The organism is Streptomyces sp. G-G2 (assembly GCF_030063135.1).
GTDB lineage: Bacteria > Actinomycetota > Actinomycetes > Streptomycetales > Streptomycetaceae > Streptomyces.
In genome coordinates this window covers 37,028-60,327 of record NZ_JASISO010000009.1, presented here as the reverse complement: position 1 = coordinate 60,327, position 23,300 = coordinate 37,028, and the positions used below count along the sequence as shown (strand labels likewise).

At 73.4% G+C, this 23,300-nt stretch carries 20 protein-coding genes; 12 read left to right on the top strand and 8 right to left on the bottom strand.

Translation table 11 applies throughout. The annotated features are described in order from the left end of the window. Positions 1–124 precede the first annotated feature (124 nt). The 8 genes from QMF80_RS09870 (at position 125) to QMF80_RS09835 (ending at position 6,996) form a co-directional block, all read left to right on the top strand. A complete protein-coding gene (locus QMF80_RS09870) occupies positions 125–1,411 on the top strand; it encodes an NAD(P)/FAD-dependent oxidoreductase (RefSeq protein ID WP_283451680.1) in 1,287 nt (428 codons plus the stop codon). Beyond that, positions 1,408–2,193, top strand: a complete 786-nt coding sequence (locus QMF80_RS09865) for a DUF1365 domain-containing protein (RefSeq protein WP_502962810.1) — start codon at positions 1,408–1,410, stop codon at positions 2,191–2,193. Before QMF80_RS09870 ends, QMF80_RS09865 begins: the two co-directional genes overlap by 4 nt. 101 nt (positions 2,194–2,294) lie before the next feature. Next, on the top strand, positions 2,295–3,545 hold the full coding sequence (locus QMF80_RS09860) for a class I SAM-dependent methyltransferase (protein WP_502962814.1): 1,251 nt from the start codon (positions 2,295–2,297) through the stop codon (positions 3,543–3,545). Further along, complete coding sequence (locus tag QMF80_RS09855; RefSeq protein ID WP_283451678.1) at positions 3,545–4,351, top strand: DUF1295 domain-containing protein; 807 nt, start codon at positions 3,545–3,547, stop codon at positions 4,349–4,351. Before QMF80_RS09860 ends, QMF80_RS09855 begins: the two co-directional genes overlap by 1 nt. A gap of 95 nt (positions 4,352–4,446) precedes the next feature. After that, on the top strand, positions 4,447–4,926 hold the full coding sequence (locus QMF80_RS09850; RefSeq protein ID WP_283451676.1) for an Lrp/AsnC family transcriptional regulator: 480 nt from the start codon (positions 4,447–4,449) through the stop codon (positions 4,924–4,926). Positions 4,927–4,971: 45 nt separating this feature from the next. After that, entirely contained in the window at positions 4,972–5,649 is a 678-nt protein-coding gene (locus QMF80_RS09845) for an HAD family hydrolase (RefSeq protein WP_283451675.1), read from the top strand. Then, on the top strand, positions 5,646–5,918 hold the full coding sequence (locus QMF80_RS09840; RefSeq protein WP_283451673.1) for a hypothetical protein: 273 nt from the start codon (positions 5,646–5,648) through the stop codon (positions 5,916–5,918). Before QMF80_RS09845 ends, QMF80_RS09840 begins: the two co-directional genes overlap by 4 nt. A gap of 4 nt (positions 5,919–5,922) precedes the next feature. Beyond that, complete coding sequence (locus QMF80_RS09835) at positions 5,923–6,996, top strand: FAD-dependent oxidoreductase (protein ID WP_283451671.1); 1,074 nt, start codon at positions 5,923–5,925, stop codon at positions 6,994–6,996. A gap of 28 nt (positions 6,997–7,024) precedes the next feature. Here the strand turns inward: QMF80_RS09835 and mltG are convergent, their stop codons facing one another. Together mltG and QMF80_RS09825 are read right to left on the bottom strand one after the other, a co-directional pair. Continuing rightward, positions 7,025–7,870 carry an endolytic transglycosylase MltG gene (gene mltG, locus QMF80_RS09830; protein ID WP_283451669.1) on the bottom strand — a complete coding sequence of 282 codons (846 nt, stop codon included), beginning with the start codon at positions 7,868–7,870 and terminating at the stop codon, positions 7,025–7,027. Positions 7,871–7,933: 63 nt separating this feature from the next. Continuing rightward, positions 7,934–9,805, bottom strand: a complete 1,872-nt coding sequence (locus tag QMF80_RS09825; protein ID WP_283451668.1) for an ABC transporter ATP-binding protein — start codon at positions 9,803–9,805, stop codon at positions 7,934–7,936. Between the two features lie 140 nt (positions 9,806–9,945). On the opposite strand from QMF80_RS09825, the gene QMF80_RS09820 reads away from it, so the two are divergent. The 4 genes from QMF80_RS09820 (at position 9,946) to QMF80_RS09805 (ending at position 17,175) form a co-directional block, all read left to right on the top strand. After that, positions 9,946–10,416: a MarR family winged helix-turn-helix transcriptional regulator gene (locus QMF80_RS09820; RefSeq protein ID WP_283451666.1), complete on the top strand. Its 471-nt coding sequence runs from the start codon at positions 9,946–9,948 to the stop codon at positions 10,414–10,416. A gap of 28 nt (positions 10,417–10,444) precedes the next feature. Continuing rightward, a complete protein-coding gene (locus QMF80_RS09815) occupies positions 10,445–13,399 on the top strand; it encodes an FAD-binding and (Fe-S)-binding domain-containing protein (RefSeq protein ID WP_283451663.1) in 2,955 nt (984 codons plus the stop codon). A gap of 135 nt (positions 13,400–13,534) precedes the next feature. Next, positions 13,535–15,397, top strand: a complete 1,863-nt coding sequence (locus QMF80_RS09810; protein ID WP_283451661.1) for an ABC transporter transmembrane domain-containing protein — start codon at positions 13,535–13,537, stop codon at positions 15,395–15,397. Then, on the top strand, positions 15,394–17,175 hold the full coding sequence (locus QMF80_RS09805) for an ABC transporter ATP-binding protein (RefSeq protein WP_283451659.1): 1,782 nt from the start codon (positions 15,394–15,396) through the stop codon (positions 17,173–17,175). Before QMF80_RS09810 ends, QMF80_RS09805 begins: the two co-directional genes overlap by 4 nt. A gap of 88 nt (positions 17,176–17,263) precedes the next feature. Here the strand turns inward: QMF80_RS09805 and QMF80_RS09800 are convergent, their stop codons facing one another. The 6 genes from QMF80_RS09800 to QMF80_RS09775 all read right to left on the bottom strand — a co-directional run bounded on the left by QMF80_RS09800 (position 17,264) and on the right by QMF80_RS09775 (position 22,834). Further along, positions 17,264–18,271, bottom strand: a complete 1,008-nt coding sequence (locus QMF80_RS09800; RefSeq protein ID WP_283451657.1) for a hypothetical protein — start codon at positions 18,269–18,271, stop codon at positions 17,264–17,266. A 13-nt stretch (positions 18,272–18,284) separates the two neighbouring features. After that, positions 18,285–19,289, bottom strand: coding sequence for an LGFP repeat-containing protein (locus QMF80_RS09795; RefSeq protein ID WP_283451655.1), 1,005 nt, complete (start codon positions 19,287–19,289; stop codon positions 18,285–18,287). A 226-nt stretch (positions 19,290–19,515) separates the two neighbouring features. Beyond that, positions 19,516–21,039: a serine/threonine-protein kinase gene (locus QMF80_RS09790; RefSeq protein ID WP_283451653.1), complete on the bottom strand. Its 1,524-nt coding sequence runs from the start codon at positions 21,037–21,039 to the stop codon at positions 19,516–19,518. A gap of 39 nt (positions 21,040–21,078) precedes the next feature. Continuing rightward, complete coding sequence (locus tag QMF80_RS09785) at positions 21,079–21,882, bottom strand: serine/threonine protein kinase (protein ID WP_283451651.1); 804 nt, start codon at positions 21,880–21,882, stop codon at positions 21,079–21,081. 142 nt (positions 21,883–22,024) lie between these two features. Beyond that, a complete protein-coding gene (locus tag QMF80_RS09780) occupies positions 22,025–22,180 on the bottom strand; it encodes a hypothetical protein (protein ID WP_283451649.1) in 156 nt (51 codons plus the stop codon). 150 nt (positions 22,181–22,330) lie between these two features. Continuing rightward, positions 22,331–22,834, bottom strand: a complete 504-nt coding sequence (locus QMF80_RS09775; protein ID WP_283451647.1) for a hypothetical protein — start codon at positions 22,832–22,834, stop codon at positions 22,331–22,333. Positions 22,835–23,300 lie beyond the last annotated feature (466 nt).

Genomic DNA, 23,300 nt, shown 5'->3' with positions numbered 1-23,300 from the left:
CGGCGGCGGCGCGCATTGGGCCGAACGGGCGGGCATCCGAAACGGCTTCGGCTCCGAAGTAGGTGTGCGGAGGCCGTCCGGCTCCCGCAGGCCGGTGACCGGCCGGAACGCAGGAGGGAGCACGATGACGGAGCGAGGACAGGGGCGGCGGCCGCGCACGGCGGTGATCGGCGGAGGTGTGTCCGGGCTGACCGCCGCGTACGTGCTCTCGCGCGCCCACGACGTGACCGTCTACGAGGCCGACGACCGGCTCGGCGGGCACGCCCACACCCATGACCTCAAGGGTCCCGACGGGGTGCTCCGGTCCGTGGACTCCGGCTTCATCGTGCACAACGACCGGACCTACCCGAGGCTGCTGCGGCTCTTCGACGAGCTGGGGGTGGCGACGCGGAGCACCACCATGAGCATGTCCGTGCACTGCGAGGGGTGCGGGCTGGAGTACGCGGGGGCCCGGGGCCCGCGCGGGCTGCTGGCCCGGCCGCGCGGTGTCCTCGATCCGGCGTACCTGCGGATGCTGGCACTGGTCCCGGTCTTCCACCGGCGGGCCCGGCAGCTGCTCGCCGCCCCGCCGGGGGACGAGCCGACCCTGGGGGAGTTCCTGCGGCGGCACCGCTTCGGCGGGTACTTCGCGGCCCACTTCGCCATCCCGCTCGTGTCCTGCGTGTGGTCCTGCCCGGAGAACACCGCGCTGCGCTACCCGGCCCGGTACCTGTTCCGCTTCCTGGAGCACCACGGGATGCTCGCGATCGGCGGTTCCCCCCACTGGCGGACGGTGAGCGGGGGTTCGGCCCAGTACGTGCGCCTGCTGAACGAGCGGCTCGGCCCCGGCGCCGTGCGGGTCGCGGCTCCGGTCCGGGCGCTGGAGCGGGGTCCGCGCGAGGTGCGGGTCACCCTGGCCGACGGCACGCGGGCGACGTACGACTCGGTGGTCGTCGCCGTCCACGCCGACCAGGCGCTCGCCCTGCTGGCCGATCCGACGGACGCCGAGCGGACCCTGCTCGGGGCCTTCGGGTACTCCCGCAACCGCACCGTGCTGCACACCGACACCTCCGTGCTGCCGCGCAGCGCGGGGGCCCGGGCCTGCTGGAACTTCCGGCTGTCGGGCTGCCGCCCGGGGGACGCGCGGGTGCGGGTGAGTTACGACATGAACCGGCTCCAGGGACTGGACGGCCCCGAGCCGTACGTCGTCACGCTGAACGCCGACGGGCGGGTGCGGCCGGAGCTGGTGCTGGCCGAGATGGACTACGAACACCCGGTGTACACACCGGAGTCGGTGGCCGCGCAGCGGCGGCTGCCGGAGCTGTCGGGCCCGGTGACGGCCTTCGCCGGGGCGTACCACGGGTGGGGCTTCCACGAGGACGGCTGCCGCTCGGGGGCCGAGGCGGCCGAGGCCCTGGGGGTGGTGTGGTGACTCCCCCGACCACGTCCGCCGCCACGGTCGGTGACACCGCCGGCGCCGACACCGTGGCGCCCGCCCTGTACCCGTCGGTCATCACCCACGTACGGTCCGGGCCCCGCTCCTACGCCCTTCGGCAGCGCACCTACCTGTGGCTCGTGGACCTCGACCGGCTGCCCCGGCTCCCCCGCGCGATACGGGCGCTGGCCCGGTTCGACGCGCGCGACCACTTCGGCGGGGACCGGCCGACGATCCGGGAGGGCCTGGACCGGTTCCTCGCCGCGCACGGGGCGGCGCCCGCCGAGGGGCGCGTGCTGATGCTCGCGCACGCCCGGGTCTTCGGGTACGTGTTCAACCCGCTGTCGGTCTTCTGGTGCCACGGCTCCGACGGCGAACTGCGCCACGTGGTCGCCGAGGTGCACAACACCTACGGCGAGCGGCACTGCTACCTGCTGGGCCCGGAGGCCGCCACGGGCGCCGGACACGCCCGCAAGGAGTTCTACGTCTCGCCCTTCCTGCCGGTCACCGGGGACTACCTGATGCGGCTGCCCCGGCCGGGTGAGCGGCTGGCCCTGACCGTCCGGCTCGACACCGAGGGCGGGCGGCGGCTGACGGCGACCGTGCGGGGCGTGCGGCGGGCCGCCGACCCGCCGGGGGTGCTGCGCGCCGCGCTGCGCCGCCCGTGGTCGACCGCCGCCGTTTCGCTCGGCATCCGCTTCCACGGCATCCGGCTGTGGCTGCGCGGGATGCCCGTCCAGCCCCGACCCCGACACGTACCCCAGGAGGGTGTGAAGTGAGCACGCGCACGACGTCCACCACGTTCACGGCAGCCGTTCCGTCCCAGCCGGGAGCCGAGGACGAGTCCCGGGACCGGGCCGCCCGGGCCGCGGCCCAAGACCTGGCCCAGGACCCCGCCCACGCTCCCGCCGGGCCGCCGTCCGTGCCCGAGGTGCCCCGGTGCTCGCGCGCCCGGGCCGCCGTCGGCGGGGCGCTGGTCCGGCGGGCGCTGGACCGGCTGCCGCTGACCGTGCGGCTGGGATCCGGTCCCGGCGCCCGGATCCTGGGGCGGGGCGGCCCGGACCTGGTGGTGCGCGATCCGCGGGCCTTCGTCCGCCGGATCGCGACGGGCGGCCTGATCGGCTTCGGCGAGTCGTACCAGGCCGGGGAGTGGGACGCGCCTGATCCGGTGGCCGTACTGACCGTCCTCGCCGGGAGCGTCGCCTCCCTGATCCCCGCGCCGCTCCAGCGGCTGCGCGGGCTGTGGGCGCCCCGGCACCCGGAGACGGAACGCAATACCCGCGCCGGCGCCCGGAGCAACATCCAGCGGCACTACGACCTGTCCAACGAGCTGTTCGCGGAGTTCCTGGACCCGACCATGACCTACTCCTCGGCCGTCTTCGGCGAACTGCCGGCCTCCTGGCCCGAGTTGGCGGCGGCCCAGCACCGCAAGATCGACATGCTGCTCGACAGCGCGGGGGTGGGCCCGGGCACCCGGCTGCTGGAGATCGGCACCGGCTGGGGCGAACTCGCCCTGCGGGCGGCCGGCCGCGGCGCCGACGTCGTCTCCCTCACCCTCTCCCGGGAGCAGCGGGAACTCGCCGAGCAGCGGATCGAGGCCGCCGGACTGAGCGCGCGGGCCGAGGTGCGGCTGTGCGACTACCGGGAGGCGCGGGGCAGTTACGACGCCATCGTGAGCGTCGAGATGATCGAGGCCGTCGGCGTCGAGTACTGGCCGCGGTACTTCGCCGCCCTGGACCGGCTGCTCGCGCCGGGCGGCCGGGTCGCCCTCCAGGCGATCACCATGCCGCACGAGCGGATGCTGGCCACCCGGAGCACCTACACCTGGATCCACAAGTACATCTTTCCCGGCGGGATGCTGCCGTCGGTGCGGGCGGTGGAGGAACTGGCGCGCACCCGGACCCGGTTGCGGGTGGAGCGGTGCGAGGGCTACGGCGCGCACTACGCGCAGACGCTGCGGCTGTGGCGGGAGCGCTTCGGCGAGCGGGCCGAGCGGGTCGGCGCACTGGGCTTCGACGCCGCCTTCCAGCGGATGTGGACCTTCTACCTCGCCTACTCGGAGGCCGGGTTCGCCTCCGGCTACCTGGACGTGCACCACATCGTGCTGGCCGAGCGGGACGGAGAGCACTGATGCGATGGGGTGCCTTCGGGGCGGGTCTGGGGGTCGCGGCGGGCGCGGCGCTCGCCGTGCTGCTGGCCGCCTTCGCGGTGGGGGTGCGGCTCGGCCGCCACCGCGGGGTGGACGTGGCCTGGGGCGCGGCCTTCGCCGCCGTCGCGCTGTCGGCGTACGGGATGTCCGCCGGGCACGGGGACGGCGGGCGCAGGCTGCTGCTGACCCTGCTCACGGTGGTCTGGGGGCTGCGCCTGGCCGGGCACATCGCCCGGCGGGGCCGCGGGCACGGCGAGGACCCGCGGTACGAGCGGATGCTGGCCAAGGCAGGTGGGCCCGGCTCCCGGGGCCGCGACCTGTACGCCCTTCGCAAGGTCTACCTGCTCCAGGCGGCGCTGGTGTGGCTGGTGTCGCTGCCGGTGCAGGCGGGGCAGTACGTGACGGGTCCGATGAGTCCGCTCGCGGTGGCCGGGGCCGCGCTGTGGCTGCTCGGGATCACCTTCGAGGCGGCCGGCGACCACCAGCTCGCCCGGTTCAGGGCCGACCCGGCGAACCGGGGGCGGATCATGGACCGGGGGCTGTGGTCATGGACCCGGCACCCGAACTACTTCGGGGACTTCTGCGTGTGGTGGGGGCTCTTCCTGATCGTGTGCGATTCCCCCGCCGCGGCGGCGGCGACCCTCGTGGCCCCGCTGGTCATGTCGTACCTGCTGACGGCGGGCAGCGGCAAGGCGCTGCTGGAGCGGCACATGGCGGGGCGGCCCGGGTACGCCGAGTACGTGGCGCGGACCAGCGGTTTCCTGCCCCGGCCACCGCGTCGGCCGTAGGTCCGGTCCGTCGGCTGGTTTGAGCGCCATTGGTTTTGAGCGCCATTGGTACAGTTCCATACGGATCGTGACCTGCGGCGGAGGGCCTGCGCACCATGGCGGTGGACGAGCTGGACACCCGGATCCTGCGGCTGCTGATCGAGGAGCCGCGCACCAGCGTGCGCGAGTACGCCCGCAGGCTCGGCGTGGCGCGCGGCACCCTGCAGGCCCGCCTCGACCGGCTGGAGCGCACCGGGGTGATCACCGGCACCGGCCCCGCGCTCTCCCCCGCCGCCCTCGGACATCCGGTGCTCGCCTTCGTGCACATCGAGGTCACCCAGGGGCACCTGGACGAGGCGGGCGAGGCGCTGGCGGCCGTACCGGAGATCATCGAGGCCTTCTCGATCACCGGCGGCGGGGACCTGCTGACCCGGGTGGCGGCCCGGGACAACGCCCATCTGGAGGACGTCATCCAACGGCTGATCCGACTGCCGGGCGTGGTGCGCACCCGGACCGAGGTGGTGCTGCGCGAGCGGGTCCCGCACCGGCTGCTGCCACTCGTGGAATCCGTGGGCCGGGCCGCTCGAAAACCCTGACAGGATGGCAGGGATACGCACACGACCGGCAGGACGGCCATAGCGGTGATTTCCGTCATATTCGATCTCGACGGCACCCTCGTGGACAGCGAGCCGAACTACTACGAGTCCGGCCGCCTGACCCTGGAGCGGCACGGCGTCCCCGACTTCACCTGGGCGCAGCACTCCCGGTACATCGGCATCGGCACCCTGGAAACACTCGAGGTCTTGCGCCAGCGGTACGCCCTCACGGCCCCGGTGGAACAACTGCTCGCGGAGCAGAACGCCGCCTGCCTGGAGCTGGCCCGGGCCCGGACCGAGGCCTTCCCCGAGATGCGGAAGTTCGTCGAGCGGCTGCACGCCGAGGGCGTCCCGATGGCGGTGGCCTCGGGTTCCTCGCGCGAGGCGATCGACGCCGTGCTCGCCGGGACCGGGCTGGCCGCCCTGCTGACCACCGTGGTCTCCGCCGAGGAGGTCCCGCACGGCAAGCCCGCCCCGGACGTCTTCCTGGAGGCGGCGAGGCGGCTGGGAGCGGACCCCGCCGACTGCCTGGTCATGGAGGACGCCGCCCCGGGCGCCGAGGCCGCGCACGCGGCCGGGATGGCCTGCGTGGCGATCCCGTACGTGGCGGAGACGGCCGACGACCCGGCCTTCGCGACGGCCGCACTGCCCTTGCGGGCCGGGCACGCGGAGTTCTCGGCGGACGTGGCGCACGACTGGCTGACGGCCCGCCGCACGGCATGAGCCGCCCGTCCCACGACGGTGCGGCGCTTCCTCGGATCGACGTACACCGGGAGGTGGCGGGGCTCACCCAACGGATCGCGGTCCGCGCCCTGTTCGGCGGTGACGCCGGGCTGACCCCGTTCCTGCCGCCGTGGGTACGGACCCCCGGGCGGCGCCGGATGCGCGCCGCCGTGGCCGTGCTCGACCGCGAGACCGAGCACGTCACACGGAAGCACGAGACGGCCTCGGCCGCGGGGCGGGAAGATCCCGGGACCGCCGCCGGTTGGTAGAACCGTGAACGATTTCCTGAGGGACGTGGACGTGGTGGTCATCGGCGCGGGGCAGGCGGGCCTGTCCAGTGCCTACCACCTGGGGCGGGCGGGGCTGGACCACGTGGTGCTGGACCACGCTCCCCGCCCGGGCGGAGCCTGGCAGTTCCGATGGCCGTCGCTGACCTACGGGACGGTGCACGGGATGTACGCCCTGCCCGGTATGGAGCTGACGGGCGCCGACCCGCTGCGGCCCTCGTCGGAGGTCATCGGGGAGTACTTCGCCGCCTACGAGGAGCGGTTCGGGCTGCGCGTACGGCGCCCCGTGGACGTGACCTCGGTACGCGAGGGGACGGCCGGGCGCCTCCTGGTGGAGTCCTCGGCCGGGACCTGGTCGGCGCGGGCCCTGATCAACGCCACCGGGACCTGGGACCGCCCGTTCTGGCCCCGCTACCCCGGCCAGGAGACCTTCCGGGGGCGCCAGCTGCACACCGCGAACTATCCCGGGCCCCAGGAGTTCGCCGGGGCCCGGGTCATCGTGGTGGGCGGCGGCAATTCCGGAGTGCAGCACCTGCTGGAGATAGCCGAGGTGGCCGCCGCCACCACCTGGGTGACCCGGCGGCCCCCGGTGTTCCGGGACGGCTCCTTCGGCGAGGCCGAGGGGCGGGCGGCGGTGGCCCTGGTGGACGAGCGGGTCCGGCGCGGCCTGCCCCCGCAGAGCGTGGTCAGCGTGACCGGGCTGCCGCTGAACGACGCCGTCCGGGCCGGGCTGGCCTCCGGGGTCCTGGACCGCGAGCCGGCGTTCGACCGGATCACCCCCTCGGGCGTGGCCTGGGACGACGGGCACCGGGTGGACGCCGATGTGATCCTGTGGGCCACCGGGTTCCGGGCCGCGATCGACCACCTGGCCCCGCTGCGGCTGCGCGAGCCGGGCGGCGGGATCCGGGTGGAGGGCACCAGGGCGGCGCGGGACGAGCGGGTGCACCTGGTGGGCTACGGGCCCTCGGCGAGCACGATCGGCGCCAACCGGGCGGGCGGCGCGGCCGTACGCGAGATCCGCCGCCTGCTCGACCGCGCCCCGGAGCCCGCTTCCGCCTGAGCCGGCCCGCCGCCGCGCACTGCCGGGCCTACGCCGTGCGGGCGGCGGCGCGGTGCTTGTTGAACTCGGTGACGTGGCGCTGGTGTTCCTCGTAGGTCGCCGAGAAGCGGGTGTCGCCGGGCTTCACCGTGACGAAGAACAGCCAGTCGCCGGGGGTCGGGGCGACCGCGGCCCGCAGGGCCGCCAGGCCGGGGCTGTCGATCGGAGTGGGTGGCAGACCCTGGCGTTCGTAGGTGTTGAAGGGGCTGTCGATCCGGGTGTCCCGCGACGCGGTGTCCACGGCGGTCCGGTTCAGCGCGTAGTTGATGGTCGAGTCCATCTGGAGCGGCATCGATCTGGCGAGCCGGTTGTAGACCACCCGCGCGACCTTGCCCATGTCGGCCGGGGTATCGGCTTCCGCCTGGATGATGCTGGCCAGGGTGACCGTCTGATAGGGGGTCATGCCCTGACTCCTGGCCTGCGTGGCGATCGGCGGGGCGGCGAGTTGCCCGTTGGCCGTGCGCACCATGTAGCCGAGGAGTCCGGCCGGGGTGGTCCCGTCGGTCAGCGGGTACGTCGCCGGGAAGAGGAAGCCTTCCGGGTTGCCCTTGGCCTCGGCGGGAAGGTCCAGCGCCGCACCGGCGGCCGCCGCCTTCGCGGAGCCCGCGGGGAGTTTCAGTTCGCGGTCCACCGCCGTGTACACCTGGGTGGCCCGCCAGCCTTCGGGGATCACCAGTCGACGCGGTTTCGGGGGCGTTTCGCCGCCCCCGTTCAACAGTATGGGGACCAGTACCGCCGCTCCGGTCGCGGCCAGCAGGCCGAGGAGGATCGCCAGTCGGCCCCGGCGGGTGACGCGGATCCCGGGCCGCTCCGGCGGCCGGTGCTCTAGACGCATGCGGGAACGCTAACCCGCCAAGTGCCGCATGTCGGGCATCTTCCCCGCGTCGCGGTCGTACGATCACACGTTCACGGGAGTGACCGGCGCCCCCACCGGCAGGGCGTCCGGGACCGCCGCCGGAACCAGCTCGCCGTCCCTGCGGACCAGGGCCGCGTACCGCCCGTCGGCTTCCAGCAGCTCGGTGTGGGTACCGCGCTCGGCGATCGTTCCGCCGTCGAGGACCACGATCTGATCCGCGTCGCGGACGGTGGAGAGGCGGTGCGCGATGGTGATGGTGGTGCGGCCCGCGGACAGGGCGTCGATGGCCCGCTGCACGGCGTGCTCGGTGCGGGTGTCGAGTGCGCTGGTGGCCTCGTCCAGGATCAGCACCGGCGGATCGCGCAGGATGGTGCGGGCGATGGCCAGGCGCTGCTTCTCGCCGCCGGAGAAGCGGTAGCCGCGCTCGCCGACCAGGGTGTCGTAGCCGTCGGGCAGCGACTGGATGTGGTCGTGGATCTGGGCCGCCTTGGCCGCCTTGGCTATCTCCTCGTCGGTGGCGTCCGGCTTGGCGAAGCGGAGGTTGTCGGCGACGGAGGCGTGGAAGAGGTACGTCTCCTGACTGACCACGCCGATGGACCGGGCCAGCGAGTCGAAGTCGAGGTCGCGCACGTCGATGCCGTCGAGGGCCACCCGGCCGCCGGTGACGTCGTACAGCCGGGGCACCAGGTAGCTCAGGGTGCTCTTGCCGGATCCGGTCGGGCCGACCACGGCGAGGGAACCGCCCGCCGGGACCGTGATGTCGATGCCCGTCAGGGTGGGGCCGTGCTTGGCGTCGTAGGCGAAGTCCACGCCCTCAAGCCGGATCTCGCCCTTGGCCTGATCCAGGCGCACGGCGTCCGCGCGCTCGGTGATGTCCACCGGCAGGTCGAGGTACTCGAAGACCCGGGCGAACAGGGCGAGCGAGGTCTGGATCTGCACACCGGTCGACAGCAGGCTCACCGCGGGCCGGAACAGACCCTGCTGGAGGGTGACGAAGGCGACGAGGGTGCCGGTGGAGAGCGAGGGGGCGCCGGACTGCAGGGCGATGCCCGCCGCCCAGTAGATCAGCGCGGGCATCGCGGCCATGACGATGCCGATGGTCGACATCCGCCAGCGGCCGGCCATGCTGGAGCGCACTTCGAGCCCGACGAGCTTCTCGGACTCCTCGGAGAAGGCCTGCGTGAGCGAGTCGGCCCGGCCCATGGTGCGGCCCAGCAGGATGCCGCTGACCGAGAGGGACTCGGTGACGGTGGCGGCCATGGCCGCCATCTGCTTCTGCCGCTGCGTGGTGATCTTCTTGCGCTCGCGGCCCACCCGGCGGCTGATCCACACGAAGACCGGCAGCAGGAGCAGCGAGACCAGGGTGAGCCGCCAGTCGAGGGCGAGCATCGCGACCACGGAGGCGACCACGGCCGTCAGGTTCGAGACGAGGGAGGTCGCCGTCGAGGTGACGGTGGCCTGCATGCCGCCGATGTCGTTGGCTATCCGGGACTGCACCTCACCCGTGCGGGTACGGGTGAAGAAGGCCAGCGGCATCCGCTGGAGCTGCGCGTAGACCCCGGTGCGCAGGTCGTGCATGACGCGCTGGCCGACCGTGGTCGAGATCAGGGTCTGGAGCACGCCGAAGACGCTCGTGACGACCGCGGTGAGGATCATGCCGAGCGCGAGCAGGCTGAGCAGCCCGGTACGCCCCTGCGGGATCGCGACGTCGAGGATCTCCTTGAGCAGGAACGGCGAGGCCACGCCGACCAGCGAGGAGGCCCCGACCAGCAGGCCCACCACACCGAGACGGCCCCGGTAGGGACGGAACAGGCGGGCGATCCGCCGCAGCTCGCGCGGCTGGTCCGCGGGGGCGGGACGGCTGGGGTCGAGGGATTCCTTCGATGGGGTCCACTTCGGTTCTTCGGGGCGCATGGGCCTCCCTTGTGAGGGCACTGCTGTCGAGTGTGCGGGTGTGCGGGCACCGCTGCCGGGCATTCCCGACAGCACTCGAATGAGCATAGCTCATTGTTACCTATACTCACAATGAGCCTGGTCCTGATACTCTTCCCAGTATGAGCACCGCGTCGGAGACCGACAGCCCGGACAGTTCGGACGGCGTACTCGCCGAGCAGCTGCTGCGGCTGACCCGCAGGCTGCACCGCATCCAGAAGCGCCACCTGGAGCCCCTCGGCATCACTCCGGCCCAGTCCCGGCTGCTGCGCACGGTCGCCCATTTCTCCGCGGCGGACCCGCCCCGAATGGCCGATCTGGCCGCTCGGCTGGAGGTCGTGCCCCGGGCGGTGACCACCTTGGTCGACGGTCTCGAGACGGCCGAGTGCGTGCGCCGGGTGCCGGACACCGCGAACCGCCGGGTGATCCGGATCGAGCTGACCGACACCGGCCGCGCCACGCTGCGCAGGCTGCGCAACGCGCGAACGGGCGCCGCGGAGGAGATCCTGGCTCCATTGACCGCCGGTCAGCGCGAGCTGCTCGGCGGACTGCTCAACGCTCTGGCGGACGGACCGGCGGAGCGCGCCTGCTGAGGCGGACCGCCGTACCGAGGGGGCACCCATGCCGCTGCTGGAGCCGAAGCCGGGAGCCCTGCGCCCCCATGCCACCGGCGTTCCCGCCCCCGACCGGGTGCCCGACCGCCGGGCCACCGGGACGCCGGAGCCGCTGCGCTCCGAGCTGATCGGCCTGCTGGGCGCGGACAAGGTGCTGTGGAAGATCTCCGACCTGGTCCGCTACGCCTCGGACGCCTCGCCGTACCGCTTCGTGCCGCAGGTGGTCGTGATGGCCGAGGACATCGACGACATCTCCGCCGTCCTCTCCTACGCCCACGGCAGGCAGCGCGAGGTGGTCTTCCGCGCCGCCGGGACCTCGCTCAACGGCCAGTCCCAGGGCGAGGACATCCTGGTCGACGTACGCCGCCACTGGGCCGGGATCGAGGTCCTGGAGGAGGGGCTGCGCGCCCGGATCCGCCCCGGCACCACCGTGCTGCGGGCCAACGCCGCGCTCGCCCGGCACGGCCGGGTGCTCGGCCCCGACCCGGCCAGCGCGATCGCCTGCACCCTGGGCGGGGTGGTCGCGAACAACGCCTCGGGCATGACCGCGGGGACCACCAGGAACGCGTACCGCACCCTGTCCTCGCTCACCTTCGTGCTGCCCGGCGGGACCATCGTGGACACCGCCGACCCGCTGGCCGACGAGGAGCTCGCGCGGGCGGAGCCCGCCCTGTGCCACGGCTTGATGGAGATCAAGCGGGCGATCGAGGACGATCACGAGCTGACCGCCCGGATCCGGGCGAAGTACGAGATCAAGAACACCACCGGCTACCGCATGGACGCCTACCTCGACGGCAGCACCCCGGTGGAGATCCTGCGCGGGCTGATGGTCGGCTCCGAGGGCACCCTCGGCTTCATCTCCGAGGTGGTCTTCGACACCCTGCCACTGGACCGGGAGATCTCCAGCGCTCTGCTCTTCTTCCCCTCCCTGCCCGCCGCCGCGGCCGCCGTGCCACTTTTCAACGCGGCGGGCGCGGTCGCGGTGGAGCTGATGGACGGCAACACGCTGCGCGCCTCGGTCAGCGTGGCGGGCGTACCGGCCGACTGGGCCGGGCTGCCCAAGGACACGACCGCCCTGCTCGTGGAGTTCCGGGCGCCGGACCCGGCGAGCCTGGCCGCGTACGGGGCACGCGCGGCCGATGTGGTCGCCGGACTGGAACTGGTGGCCCCGGCGGCCTCGGTGAGCAACGCCTTCAGCTCCGACTCCGCGGTCATCGCCGGGTACTGGAAGGCGCGCAAGGCCTTCGTCACCGCCGTCGGCGGAGCCCGCGCCTCCGGCACCACCCTGATCACCGAGGACTTCGCCGTACCGCCCTCCCGGCTGGCCGAAGCCTGCGAGGCGCTCCTCGAACTGCAGGCGGAGCACGGCTTCGACGCCGCCGTGGCCGGTCACGCGGCCCACGGCAACCTGCACTTCCTGCTGGCCTTCGACGCGGCGCTGCCCGCCGACGTCCAGCGCTACGGGGCGTTCATGGACGCCTTCTGCAGGCTCACCGTCGAGCGCTTCGACGGCTCGCTGAAGGCCGAGCACTCCACCGGGCGCAACATGGCCCCCTTCCTCGAACTCGAATGGGGCGCCAAGGCCACCGACCTGATGTGGCGCACCAAGCGGCTCCTCGACCCCGACGCGGTGCTCGCCCCGCGGATCCTGCTCGACCGCGACCCCCGGGCCCATCTGCGCGGGCTCAAGACCATTCCGCGGGTCGAGGCGGTCGCCGACCCCTGCATCGAATGCGGCTTCTGCGAGCCGACGTGTCCCAGCCAGGATCTGACGACGACCCCGCGCCAGCGGATCGTGCTGCGCCGCGAGATGACGCGCCAGCAGCCGGGATCCCCGGTGCTGGAGGAGCTCCTCGACGCCTACGGCTACGACGCGGTGGACACCTGCGCGGGCGACTCCACCTGCAAGCTCGCCTGCCCGGTGGGCATCGACACCGGCGCCCTGATGAAGGACTTCCGCCACCGTCGGCACAGCCCGCGCGAGGAGCGGGCCGCCGCGCTCGCCGCGAAGCGGTTCGGGGCCGTGGAGGCGGCGGCCCGGCTCGCGGTGGCCGCCGCGAGCCGGATCACCGACCGGGTCGGGGACGGTCCGCTGCGGCTGGCCACGGGGATCGCGCGCAAGGCCGTACGTCCGGACCTGGTCCCGCAGTGGCTGCCGCGGATCCCGGGAGCGGCGGCCCGCACGCTGCCGGCCACCCGGCGGGTCGGCGCCTCGGCCGTGTACTACCCGGCCTGCGTCAACCGCATCTTCGGCGGCCCGGACAGCGCCGCGGGCGCGCACGGGCCGGTCGGGCCGTCGCTGCCGGAGGCCGTCGTCGCGGTGTCCGAGCGGGCCGGACGGCCGGTGTGGATCCCGAAGGACGTGACCGGCACCTGCTGCGCGACGATCTGGCACTCCAAGGGGTACGACGCCGGGAACCGGCTGATGGCCAACCGGATCGTGGAGGCCGCCTGGGGCTGGACGGCCGGCGGGCGGCTGCCCCTCGTCGTCGACGCGTCCTCCTGCACCCTGGGCATCGCGCACGAGGTGGTCCCGTACCTGACGCGGGACAACCGGGACCTGCACGCCGGGCTGACAGTGGTCGACTCCGTCGTCTGGGCCGCGGAGGAGCTGTTGCCGCGCCTGGAGGTGCTGCGCACGGTCGGCTCGGCGGTGCTGCATCCGACCTGCTCGATGCGCCATCTGGGTGATGAGGCGCAGTTGCGGGCGGTGGCCGCGGCCTGCGCCGAGGAGGTGGTGGTGCCCGACGACGCGGGCTGCTGCGCCTTCGCGGGCGACCGGGGCATGCTGCACCCGGAGCTGGCCGCCGCCGCCACGGCGCGGGAGGCCGCCGAGGTGACGGCGCGGCCCTACGACGCCTACCTGTCGGCGAACCGGATGTGCGAGGTGGGCATGGACCGGGCCACGGGCCACGGTTACCAGTCGGTCCTGCTGGCGCTGGAGCGGGCCACTCGCCCCTGAGCGCCGGTCTGCCCCGGACCGCCCCCTCTGTCGCCGTGGCCGGATATCGCTCGGTCAACGAAAAATCGATTGCCCCGCAAGGTTCCGGAAGGCGAACCTTGCACGGTTTGGACCACTACCGAGTCATGGGGCGTCATGCAGATCAGCGATCTTCCGTATCCGGACCCAGGGGTACCCGACGCGCGATCCGGGCCCCGGTTCCTGCTGTGGCTGGGACGCAATCAGCTCGGTGGACAGCTCAAGAGCCTGTGCTGGGGGTTGGTGCACTTCTGCGGGATCGCGGGTCTGCCCTTCGCCGTGGGTCTCGGCGTCGAGGCGGTCGTGGACCGCGACGGCACCCGGCTGCTCCTGGTCGGTGGGCTGATCCTGCTCATCGGGATCGCGATCTCGCTCGGTGACACCATGCTGCACCGGACGGCCGTGACCAACTGGATCACCGCCGCCGCCCGGGTCCAGCAGCTCCTCGCCCGCAAGACCGCCGAGTTGGGGGCCGCGCTGACCCGGCGGGTCGCGGCCGGTGAGGTGGTGGCCGTCTCCACCGGTGACGTGGAGAAGATCGGCTGGTTCGTCGAAGCCGTCTCGCGCTTCCTCGCGGCCGCCGTCGCCGTCGTCGTGATCTGTGTGGGGCTGGTGTTCTACGCGCCCGCGCTCGGCGTGGTCGTGGCGGCCGGAACTCCCGTACTGGCCCTGGCCGTACTCCCGTTGCTGCCCCGTGCCACCAAGCGCGCCGACATCCAGCGCGAGAAGGCCGGCAAGGCGACCGAGCTGGCCTCGGACACCGTGGCCGGGCTGCGGGTGCTGCGCGGGATCGGCGGCGAGGAACTGTTCCTCGGCCGGTACCGCGAGGCCTCGCAGGAGGTGCGCAAGGCCGCGGTGCGCAGCGCCCGGATGTGGGCCCTGATCTCGGCGATCCAGGTACTGCTGCCGGGTCTGCTGCTGATCACGGTGGTCTGGTACGGGGCCACGCTGGTCCTGGACGGCCGGATCACGGTGGGTGAACTCGTCGCCGTGTTCAGCGCGGTGGCCCTGATGCTGTACCCGCTGCGGCACTTCGAGGAGATCGCCATGGCGTACTCCTTCTCCCGGCCCTCCGCCAAGCGGGCCGCGCGGGTGCTGGCGCTGACCCGTACCGACCCGGCTCCGGAAGGGCAGGCGGGCGCGGGAGCGGCGTCTGCCGATCCGGTACGGGAGCCGCCCGAGGCGCCGGCCCCGGGGGCGGACCTGTACGACCCGGAGACCGGACTGCTGGCTCCGGCCGGGCAGTTCACCGCCGTGGTCTGCGGGGACCCCGATCTGGCGGGGCGGCTCGCCGAGCGCCTCGGCGGTCATCCGGCCGACGCGGACGCCGTCGGGGGGACGTCGGTGCTGCTGGGCGGGGTCGCACTGGAGGAGCTGGACCTGGACACGGCGCGCACGCTGGTGCTCGTCCAGGACAAGGACCCGGTGCTGCTGTCCGGCACCCTGCGCGCGCTGTTCGACGTACCGGCGTCCGGCACGGTCGAGCCGGCCGCGGCGCTGGCGGCGGCCCAGTGCGGTGACGTACTGGACGCGCTGCTGCAGTCCGCTCCGGACGGGGTGGACGACCCGATGGACGCGCGGATCACCGAGCGCGGACGCTCGCTCTCCGGCGGCCAGCGCCAACGCCTCGCGCTCGCGCGCTCCTTGGTCACGGACCCGGAGGTGCTGGTGCTGGACGAGCCGACCTCGGCGGTGGACTCGCACACCGAGGCCCGGATCGCGGAGGGCGTCGCGGCGCTGCGCGCGGGCCGTACGACGGTGGTCCTGGCCTCGTCGCCGCTGCTGCTGGACCGCGCCGACCGGGTCGTCCTGATCGACGGGGGCACGGTCGCGGTGGTCGGTACGCACCGTGAACTGCTGCACGGCGATCCGCGCTACCGCGCGGTCGTCACGCGCGAGACGGACGAAGAACAGCTGCTCGGCGCGGTCGAGGGGCTGGACAAGCTGCGGGAACTCACAGAGATCGAGGAATCGGCATGATCGGCGTGGTGGCGCCGGAGTACGATCCGGCCGCCCCCGAGTCCGTGGCCACCCTTCCGGTGGGCACGTCGACGACGGTACGGGGCTATGTACGCGGGCTGCTGCGGCGGCACAGGCGCGCTTTCGTCCTCCTGGTGACGGTCAACGCGGTCGCGGTGGTCGCGTCCATGACGGGTCCCTACCTGCTGGGGCAGGTGGTGGACGATCTCGCGGCGGGGGCGCGCGAACTGCGTCTGGGGCGCGTGGCGCTGCTGTTCGCGCTGGCGCTTCTGGTGCAGACGCTGTTCGTGCGGATGGTCCGGCTGCGCGGGGCGATGCTCGGCGAGGAGATGCTGGCCGATCTGCGCGAGGACTTCCTGGTGCGGTCGGTCGCTCTGCCGCCGGGCGTACTGGAGCGCGCGGGCACCGGTGATCTGCTGTCCCGGATCACCACGGACATCGACCGGCTGGCCAACGCGATGCGCGAGGCCGTACCCCAGCTGGCCATCGGCCTGGTGTGGGCGGGGCTGCTCTTCGGGGCGCTGACGGTGACGGCGCCGCCGCTGGCGCTGGCCGCGCTGGTGGCGCTGCCGGTGCTGGTGTTCGGCTGCCGCTGGTACTTCAAGCGGGCGCCCTCGGCGTACCGCTCGGAGGCCGCCGGGTACGCGGCGGTCGCGGCGGCGCTCACCGAGACGGTGGACGCGGGCCGCACGATCGAGGCGCACCGGCTGGGCGGGCGCCGGATCGCCCTGTCCGAGCAGCGCATCAAGGAGTGGACGGCCTGGGAGCGGTACACGCTGTTCCTGCGGTCCGTGCTCTTCCCCGTCATCAACGTCACCTATGTGACGATCCTGGGCTCGGTGCTGCTGATCGGCGGTTACTGCGTGCTGCGGGGCTGGATGTCGGTGGGGCAGATGACCACGGGCGCGCTGCTGGCGCAGATGATGGTCGACCCGATCGGGCTGATCCTGCGCTGGTACGACGAACTCCAGGTCGCCCAGGTCTCCTTGGCCCGGCTGGTCGGGGTCCGGGAGATCGAGCCCGACGCGGGTGACGAGCGGGTCGCGCCGGACGGCCGCGACGTACGGGCCGACGAGGTCCGCTTCGGCTACCGCGAGGGGGTGGACGTCCTGCACCAGGTGTCCCTGTCGGTACCGCCGGGAACCCGGATGGCGCTGGTCGGGCCCTCGGGCGCGGGCAAGTCCACGCTCGGACGGCTGCTCGCGGGCATCTACGCGCCGCGGACGGGCGAGATCACTCTCGGCGGGGCGCGGCTGTCGGAGATGCCCGCGGAACGGGTGCGGGAGCACGTGGCCCTGGTGAACCAGGAGCACCACGTGTTCGTCGGCAGCCTCCGCGACAACCTGCGCCTGGCCCGGCCGGGAGCAGAGGACGGGCGGCTGTGGGCGGCGCTGGGCGCGGTGGACGCGGACGGCTGGGCCCGGGCGCTGGAGAACGGCCTGGACACCGAGGTCGGTTCGGGCTCGGCAGCGCTGACTCCGGCGCAGGCGCAGCAGGTCGCGCTGGCCCGGCTGGTGCTGGCGGACCCGCACACGCTGGTCCTGGACGAGGCGACCTCGCTGCTGGACCCGCGGGCGGCCCGGCACCTGGAGCGTTCGCTGGCCCGGGTCCTGGAGGGACGTACGGTCGTCGCGATCGCCCACCGGCTGCACACCGCGCACGACGCGGATGTGATCGCGGTGGTCGAGGCGGGCCGGATCAGCGAGTTGGGCTCGCACGAGGAACTGGTCGCGGCGGACGGGGCGTACGCGGCCCTGTGGCGCTCCTGGCACGGCTGAGCCCGGCCGGCCGCCGCCCCTGCGAATGACACCGCGGGGCAGCGGCCGGTCGAGCGGTCGTAGCGTTCCACCGCGTGGGCGGGGTCCGTCAGTTGTTGGTGGTCCAGGTGCCCCGGTCGGGGTTCCAGTGGATCGTGACCTTCTGGAAGCGCTGGGCCTTGCCCCCGGCCTCGTCCACCTCGTCGTTGACCGGATAGCCCAGGGCCGCCTCGTGTCCGCCCGCGTGGAACGCCTCGTAGATCGCCCCGTGGACCACGTGCGCCCCGGTCACGGGCGACCACATGAACAGCCCCCGCTCGAAGAACTGATAACGCCCGCGGGTCCCGTCGGGCGCCTGCGCCGCCGCCGCCTCGTCCATCGTCGGGAAGCCCCAGCGCCGCTCCGCGTCCGTCGCCCAGAACTTGTCCCGGATGTCTCCGTAGACCGCGAAGGCCGCGTCCGGGTGCCACAGGATGATCCCGTTCTGGAACGCCTGGAAGCGCCCGCCCATCATGGAATCGCGTTCGCCGGAGGTCGGCCGTCCCAGCGCGCCGCCCGGGCCGCCCATGCCGTCGTACTTCGCCCCGATCGCGCCGTACGGGACCAGGTCGTCCAGCTGGTGGTAGCGGCGCGGGGTGAACCCGCGCAGTCCGTCGCCCCAGACCCGCTCCTCGGCCACGTGCCCGAAGTCGTACTCCTCGCGGACCACGGGCTGGGTGTGGCCGGGGTCGGCCCAGCGGAGGAACAGCGCCACGTGGTCCGTACCGCCCGAGTCCTTGAGCAGGATGTCGCCCGCTTGCAGGTCGCCCGCCGCGATGTCCGCGGTGACGTCCCACAGGCCCCAGGTGGTCAGGGACGAGCCCAGGTGCCAGGCCATCGACACGTAACCCGAGCAGTCGGGGCGGTAGCAGCCGAACTGGTTCTCGTGGCAGCCGCTCTGGCTGTAGGGCACCTGCTCGGCGATCCACGACCACGCGCGGTCCATCGCCTCGCCCCGCCCGATCGGGCCGCCGGGGTCCGAGGCGCTCGCGGTCGGCGCGGTGGAGAAGGTGACGGCGACAGCCGCCAGGGTCAGTGTCAGCGCCCCGGCCGCCCGCCGGAAGATCAGCGATCTCATGGCTTCCTCCTGGTCAGTTGTTGGTGGTCCAGGTGCCCCGGTCGGGGTTCCAGTGGATCGTGACCTTCTGGAAGCGCTGGGCCTTGCCCCCGGCCTCGTCCACCTCGTCGTTGACCGGATAGCCCAGGGCCGCCTCGTGGCCGCCCGCGTGGAACGCCTGGTAGATCGCCCCGTGGACCACGTGCGCCCCGGTCACGGGCGACCACATGAACAGCCCCCGCTCGAAGAACTGATAACGCCCGCGGGTCCCGTCGGGCGCCTGCGCCGCCGCCGCCTCGTCCATCATCGGGAAGCCCCAGCGCCGCTCCGCGTCCGTCGCCCAGAACTTGCTGAGGATCTCGCCGTAGACCGCGAAGGCCGCGTCCGGGTGCCAGATGATGATCCCGTTCTGGAAGCCCTGGAACCGTCCGCCCAGAAGGGCCGCCTCTTCGGCGCGGACCGGCCAGCCCAGGGGGCCGCCGTGCCCGCCCAGGCCGTCGTACTTCGCGCCGATCGCGCCGTAGGGCTGGAACGCCTCGTCGCGCATCGCCCGGGCGGCGCCCTCCACCTGGTCGTAGCGGTCCGGGTAGGCGGAGCGCTGGACGGCCTGGGCCAGCTGCCCGGGACTGCTGCCCTCCATACCGGGCTCCATCTGCAGGGCCACTTCGAAGAACTTGCCCGCCGAGTAGTCGACGTCGAGTATCTGCTCCGGCGAGCCCCAGCCCTGCGAGGGCCGCTGCTGGAAGACGCCGAGCGAGTCCCGGTCCCCGCAGTTCAGGTTGTTCATCCGGGACTCGACCCAGCCCGTCTCGAATCCGGCGAGCATCACCTTGTCGGACACGTTCATCCGCTGGCCGACCTCGTAGACCTTGCGGATCACCGCGATGTCCCGCTCGGCGGGAATGTCGCAGTACAGGTCCGCCGTCGCGGTGTGCCCCAGGGGACCGGGCACATCGCGGACTCCCTGGGCCCGCGCCGCCGCGGGCCCGAGGGCGGACACGGCCAGGGCGGCCAGCAGGGCCACCGTTCCCGATCTCATGCGTCGTACGGTTGCGCCACGCACCAGCCTGCTCCTTCGCTGCGGTTCACCACGCGGTGGCGGACCTGCCAGGGGTGGGTGCGGTCCGTCCCGCGGACCGACGGCCCACAACGTAGCGAGGGGAAGCCGCGCGAACGCATCCGGAACGATCCGGAGTGACAGCGCCGGGCAACCCCCGCTAACCGGGCGCGCGTTCGAGGACGTACGGCGCGCGGGGCGCGGCCGCTCAGCCCGCGGGAGCGGGGCGCGGGCAGGGGGGCAGCGCCGGGCGGTCCTTCGTCCGCACGGCGGGCAGCCAGGCGTCGTTCCGGGGGGAACCCGGCGGGAAACGGACGTGGAACCACTGGGTGGAGCGCGTGCCCATCTCGTCGATGATGGGCATCCCCCCGGGCAGTTGACAGTCCACGGCGAGGACGTCACCGTGCCACACCCGTACGGTCACCACGTTGTCGGCGGTGTAAGCCTTCAGCGGGTCGATGGCCAGGCCGAGACTGCACTGCACGTCGCGGTCGGTCCGCGCGCGGCAGCTCTGCTCGGCGTTGAACACCCGGATCCGGTCCTCGGCCTCCTCGCGTGCGCCGTCCTCGCGCCCGGCGTACGACCAGCAGGCGGCGGCGGTGGCCGCCGCCGCGGCGCACAGCGCCAGGCTCCCGAGGAGGAGCACGCGGCCCGGGCGGCGCGGGCGCGGGCGGGTGGCCGAACCGAGCGCGGACGTACGGGCGGTGACCCGCTCGTACAGGCTCTCGGCGGTGTGCGCGGCGCGCTCCGCGTGTGTCGGGGCGAGGCAGTCGGTGACCAGCTCCCGCCAGAACGGCGGCAGCCGGGGGTCCAGGCGCAACGGCGCGCGCCCGTCGGCGTACTCCTGCGCCACGGCACCGCGCGCCATGGGCGTGGCGCCGGGGAACGGCGGGGCACCGGAGGCGAACAGCTCGTGGACCATGACGCCCAGGGCCCAGATGTCGGCGCTCGGGCGGACCTCCACGCCGTGTTCGCCGAGCGGGGCCTTCCACCGCTCGGGCGGGAGGTAGTCGAAGGTACCCATGGGTGGCGCATAGCCGTGGGTACCGCGGGTGCCGGTGAGTTCCGTGGCGATCCCGAAGTCGGCGAGGCGGGCGGAACCGTCCTCCATGATCAGGACGTTGTCCGGTTTGAGGTCGCCGTGCACCCAGCCGACACGGTGCAGGTGAGCCAGCCCCTCGCACACCTCGGCGATCAGCCGGGCGGCTCCGGCCTCGTCCGGCGGGGCGCCGAGCAGGTCCCGCAGGCTGCACCGGGCGCGTTCCATGACCAGCACGATCGCACCGTCCAGGAACGGGTGGTCCGGGTCGCTGAGCACGAGGGAGCCGAGGAGGCGGATCAGTCTCGGGTGAGGGGAGCGGGTGCCGAGTTCCACCTCGCGGCGGGCGGTCTCCGCGACCTTGCGGGCCTGGCGCGGGGAAAGTCCGGCGGTCGACAGGAACTTGAGCGCGACGCCGTCCGGACGCGCGCCGTCCGTACCGCCGAAGCCGACGCCGACGCCGACGCCGGGATCGCGACCGGGACCGGGACCGGGACCCGGATCGCCGCCGCTGTCGCTGTCGCCGTCGCGGACCGGGCGTCCCGCGTAGACCGTTGCCCAGCCGCCGTCCGCGATCGGCCCGGTGACCTCCCAGTCTCCGACGCGGTAGCCTCGCGGGAGGGCCTGCGCGCGGTCACTCTCCGAGGTGTCTGCCGGGCCGTGCACCGTCCGCTCCTCCGGCCCGTCGGCCATGTCGGTGTCCGCCGCCGGCCGCCGGCCGCTGCCGTCCCGTCACACCGACTCCCGCTTCCGCGCGCCCGCCGAGAACCGGGGCGGCAGCAGCGCGAGGTGCTCCTCGCGCACGAGCCCGAAGCGCAGCGCGAGCCCGACGACTGTCTCCCGTTTCCCGTTGCGGCGGGCGCTGCGGCGGGGGTCGTCCTCGGCCGGAAGGCTGATCCGCATCTTCTCCTCGGCGAGGTAGTCGATGTGCGAACTGACCGCCCGGGCCGTCAGCAGGCCGCACGCGGCGTGGCCCTTGAGCCGCTCGACGATCTCGGGGGTCGTCGGCACCGCGACCGGCGACTCGTCGCGCAGGCGCGGTTCGCAGAGCGCGAGCAGGACGAGGAAGTACACGGCCGTCTCGTCGAGGGAGTACGCGGTGACGGTACGGCTTCCCCACTGGCCGCCCATCGCGTCCGGATCGAGGTAGACGTGGTCCGGAGCGAACACCTGGAAGGCCACGGTGGCACTGCCCCGGGTGGGCAGCACCACCCGGGAGAACTCGAAGGGAATGGGCGCCCCGGCGCGGCGGGGCGGCACCCTCAGGTACTCCCCGGCGCCCTCCGGGTTCTCCACGAGATAGCTCTGGGTCCTGCTGTGGTTGCTGAGCTGCCAGTGGTCGTCGGTGACCCGGATCTCCCCCGCCAGCCGGGAGATCGCCGTGTCGACGAGGCGGAGTTCGACCGGAGTGGTCGCGGATCCCCGGCCGAAACGCGCCACTTCACCCGGTCCGAGCCGCAGCGTCACCGCGTCGCCGCACGGCTCTTCGCCGACGCCGTCGCTCCCCTGCGGCAGATAGATGACTATCCCGCTCACGGTCCCCCCGTTCCCGCCCGCGCGTCAGCGGGCGCCCGCTCGCCGAGGTTACCCATCCGTACGGGGGGTCGACGCCCGGCCGTGGCCGCAATGGCTTGGACTCACCGTGAAACTGGCCGACCGGCCGGTTCACCCGGTCCCGTCATCGCGGTGGGTACACCTGCTTGCTCGCGCAAATCCAGATGACCAGGCGCGCGACCCCCTTGGCGTCCACGGCCACCCCGCCGACCCGGTCGTCGTCCGTGACCGTGTACGCCGCGAAGGACCCGGTGGGGGCCAGCCGCGGGAGGGCCCTCATGGGGCCGCCGCCGTTCCAGTACTCGGCCTGGACGGGCGGGGGTTCTTCCGGCGGGTAGGTGTAGGGGGGCGTAGGCGAGGCCGACCGAGACGTTGATGGTGGGGCTGATGTCCTCGAAGTCGCCGCTGGTGCTTCCGGCGAGCCACGGCACTAGGTGGGGCTGCCGTACGGGGCGCTCCAGGAGACGGCGGTGTCCTCCATGGCCCGGCTGTAGGCGTAGTAGCCGACGACCCGGCCCTTGTTCTCGATGCCCAGGGTCTTGTAGGACTCGTAGTCACCGCCGGGCGGCTGGAGGGTGAGGGGCGCCACCGCGGGGTGGGCGGACCCCAGCAGGCCAGGACTGGTGCCGTAGGAGTCGTCGGGGTCGTCGCCGAGTCCGGAACCGTGGCCGGTGATCTGCCCGGAGCTGTTGATCCCGGTCACCGCGTCGAGCTGGAACCCGGTCGGGAGCGCCAGCTCCCGGCGCAGGGCGCCGCCGGACCATTCGAGGCCGATGGTCCGGCCCGCGACCGCGTCGTAGCGGGAGCCCACGGCGTGGCCGGAATCGTTGACGTCCGTGGCGGCCTGGCCGCCGGGCAGCAGGTGGACCGCGGCCGCTCCGGGCCAGTAGCTGAAGGCCTTGCGGCCGACGGCCGTGGTGAGGGTGCCGACCATGAGGCCGAACCGGTCACCGCCTCCGGGCTGCTGCCGGTGGCCCCGGCGGGCAGCGGCACGGGGTGCGCGGAGGGGCCCAGCCAGAAGACGGGTCTGCCGTAGGAGACGCCTGCCGAGAGGCCGAGCGGGCCGATGCCGTTCACCTGGGTCAGGTGCGACCAGGGTGCCGGAGCGGGGTCCGAGCCGGGCAGGGTGCCGAGCACCTTGATGGACGGCTCGCACCCGGCGCCGTGGTCCGGCGCCGCGGCGGAGCCCCCCGGGGCCGCCTGCGCCGGTACCGCCAGGGCGAGCGAGGCGAGGACCGCCCCCGCCGCGGTCATGGCCATGACCGTGCGTCTACTGCCCATGCGTCCCCCCGGACCTCATGCGGGCCGCCGAACACTGACGGTCCGTCGGCTCACATGACGTCCGTACCGGAGCGAACCGGCCGACGCCGTCCAGGCCGTCCCTAGCGCCGCGTCAGGCA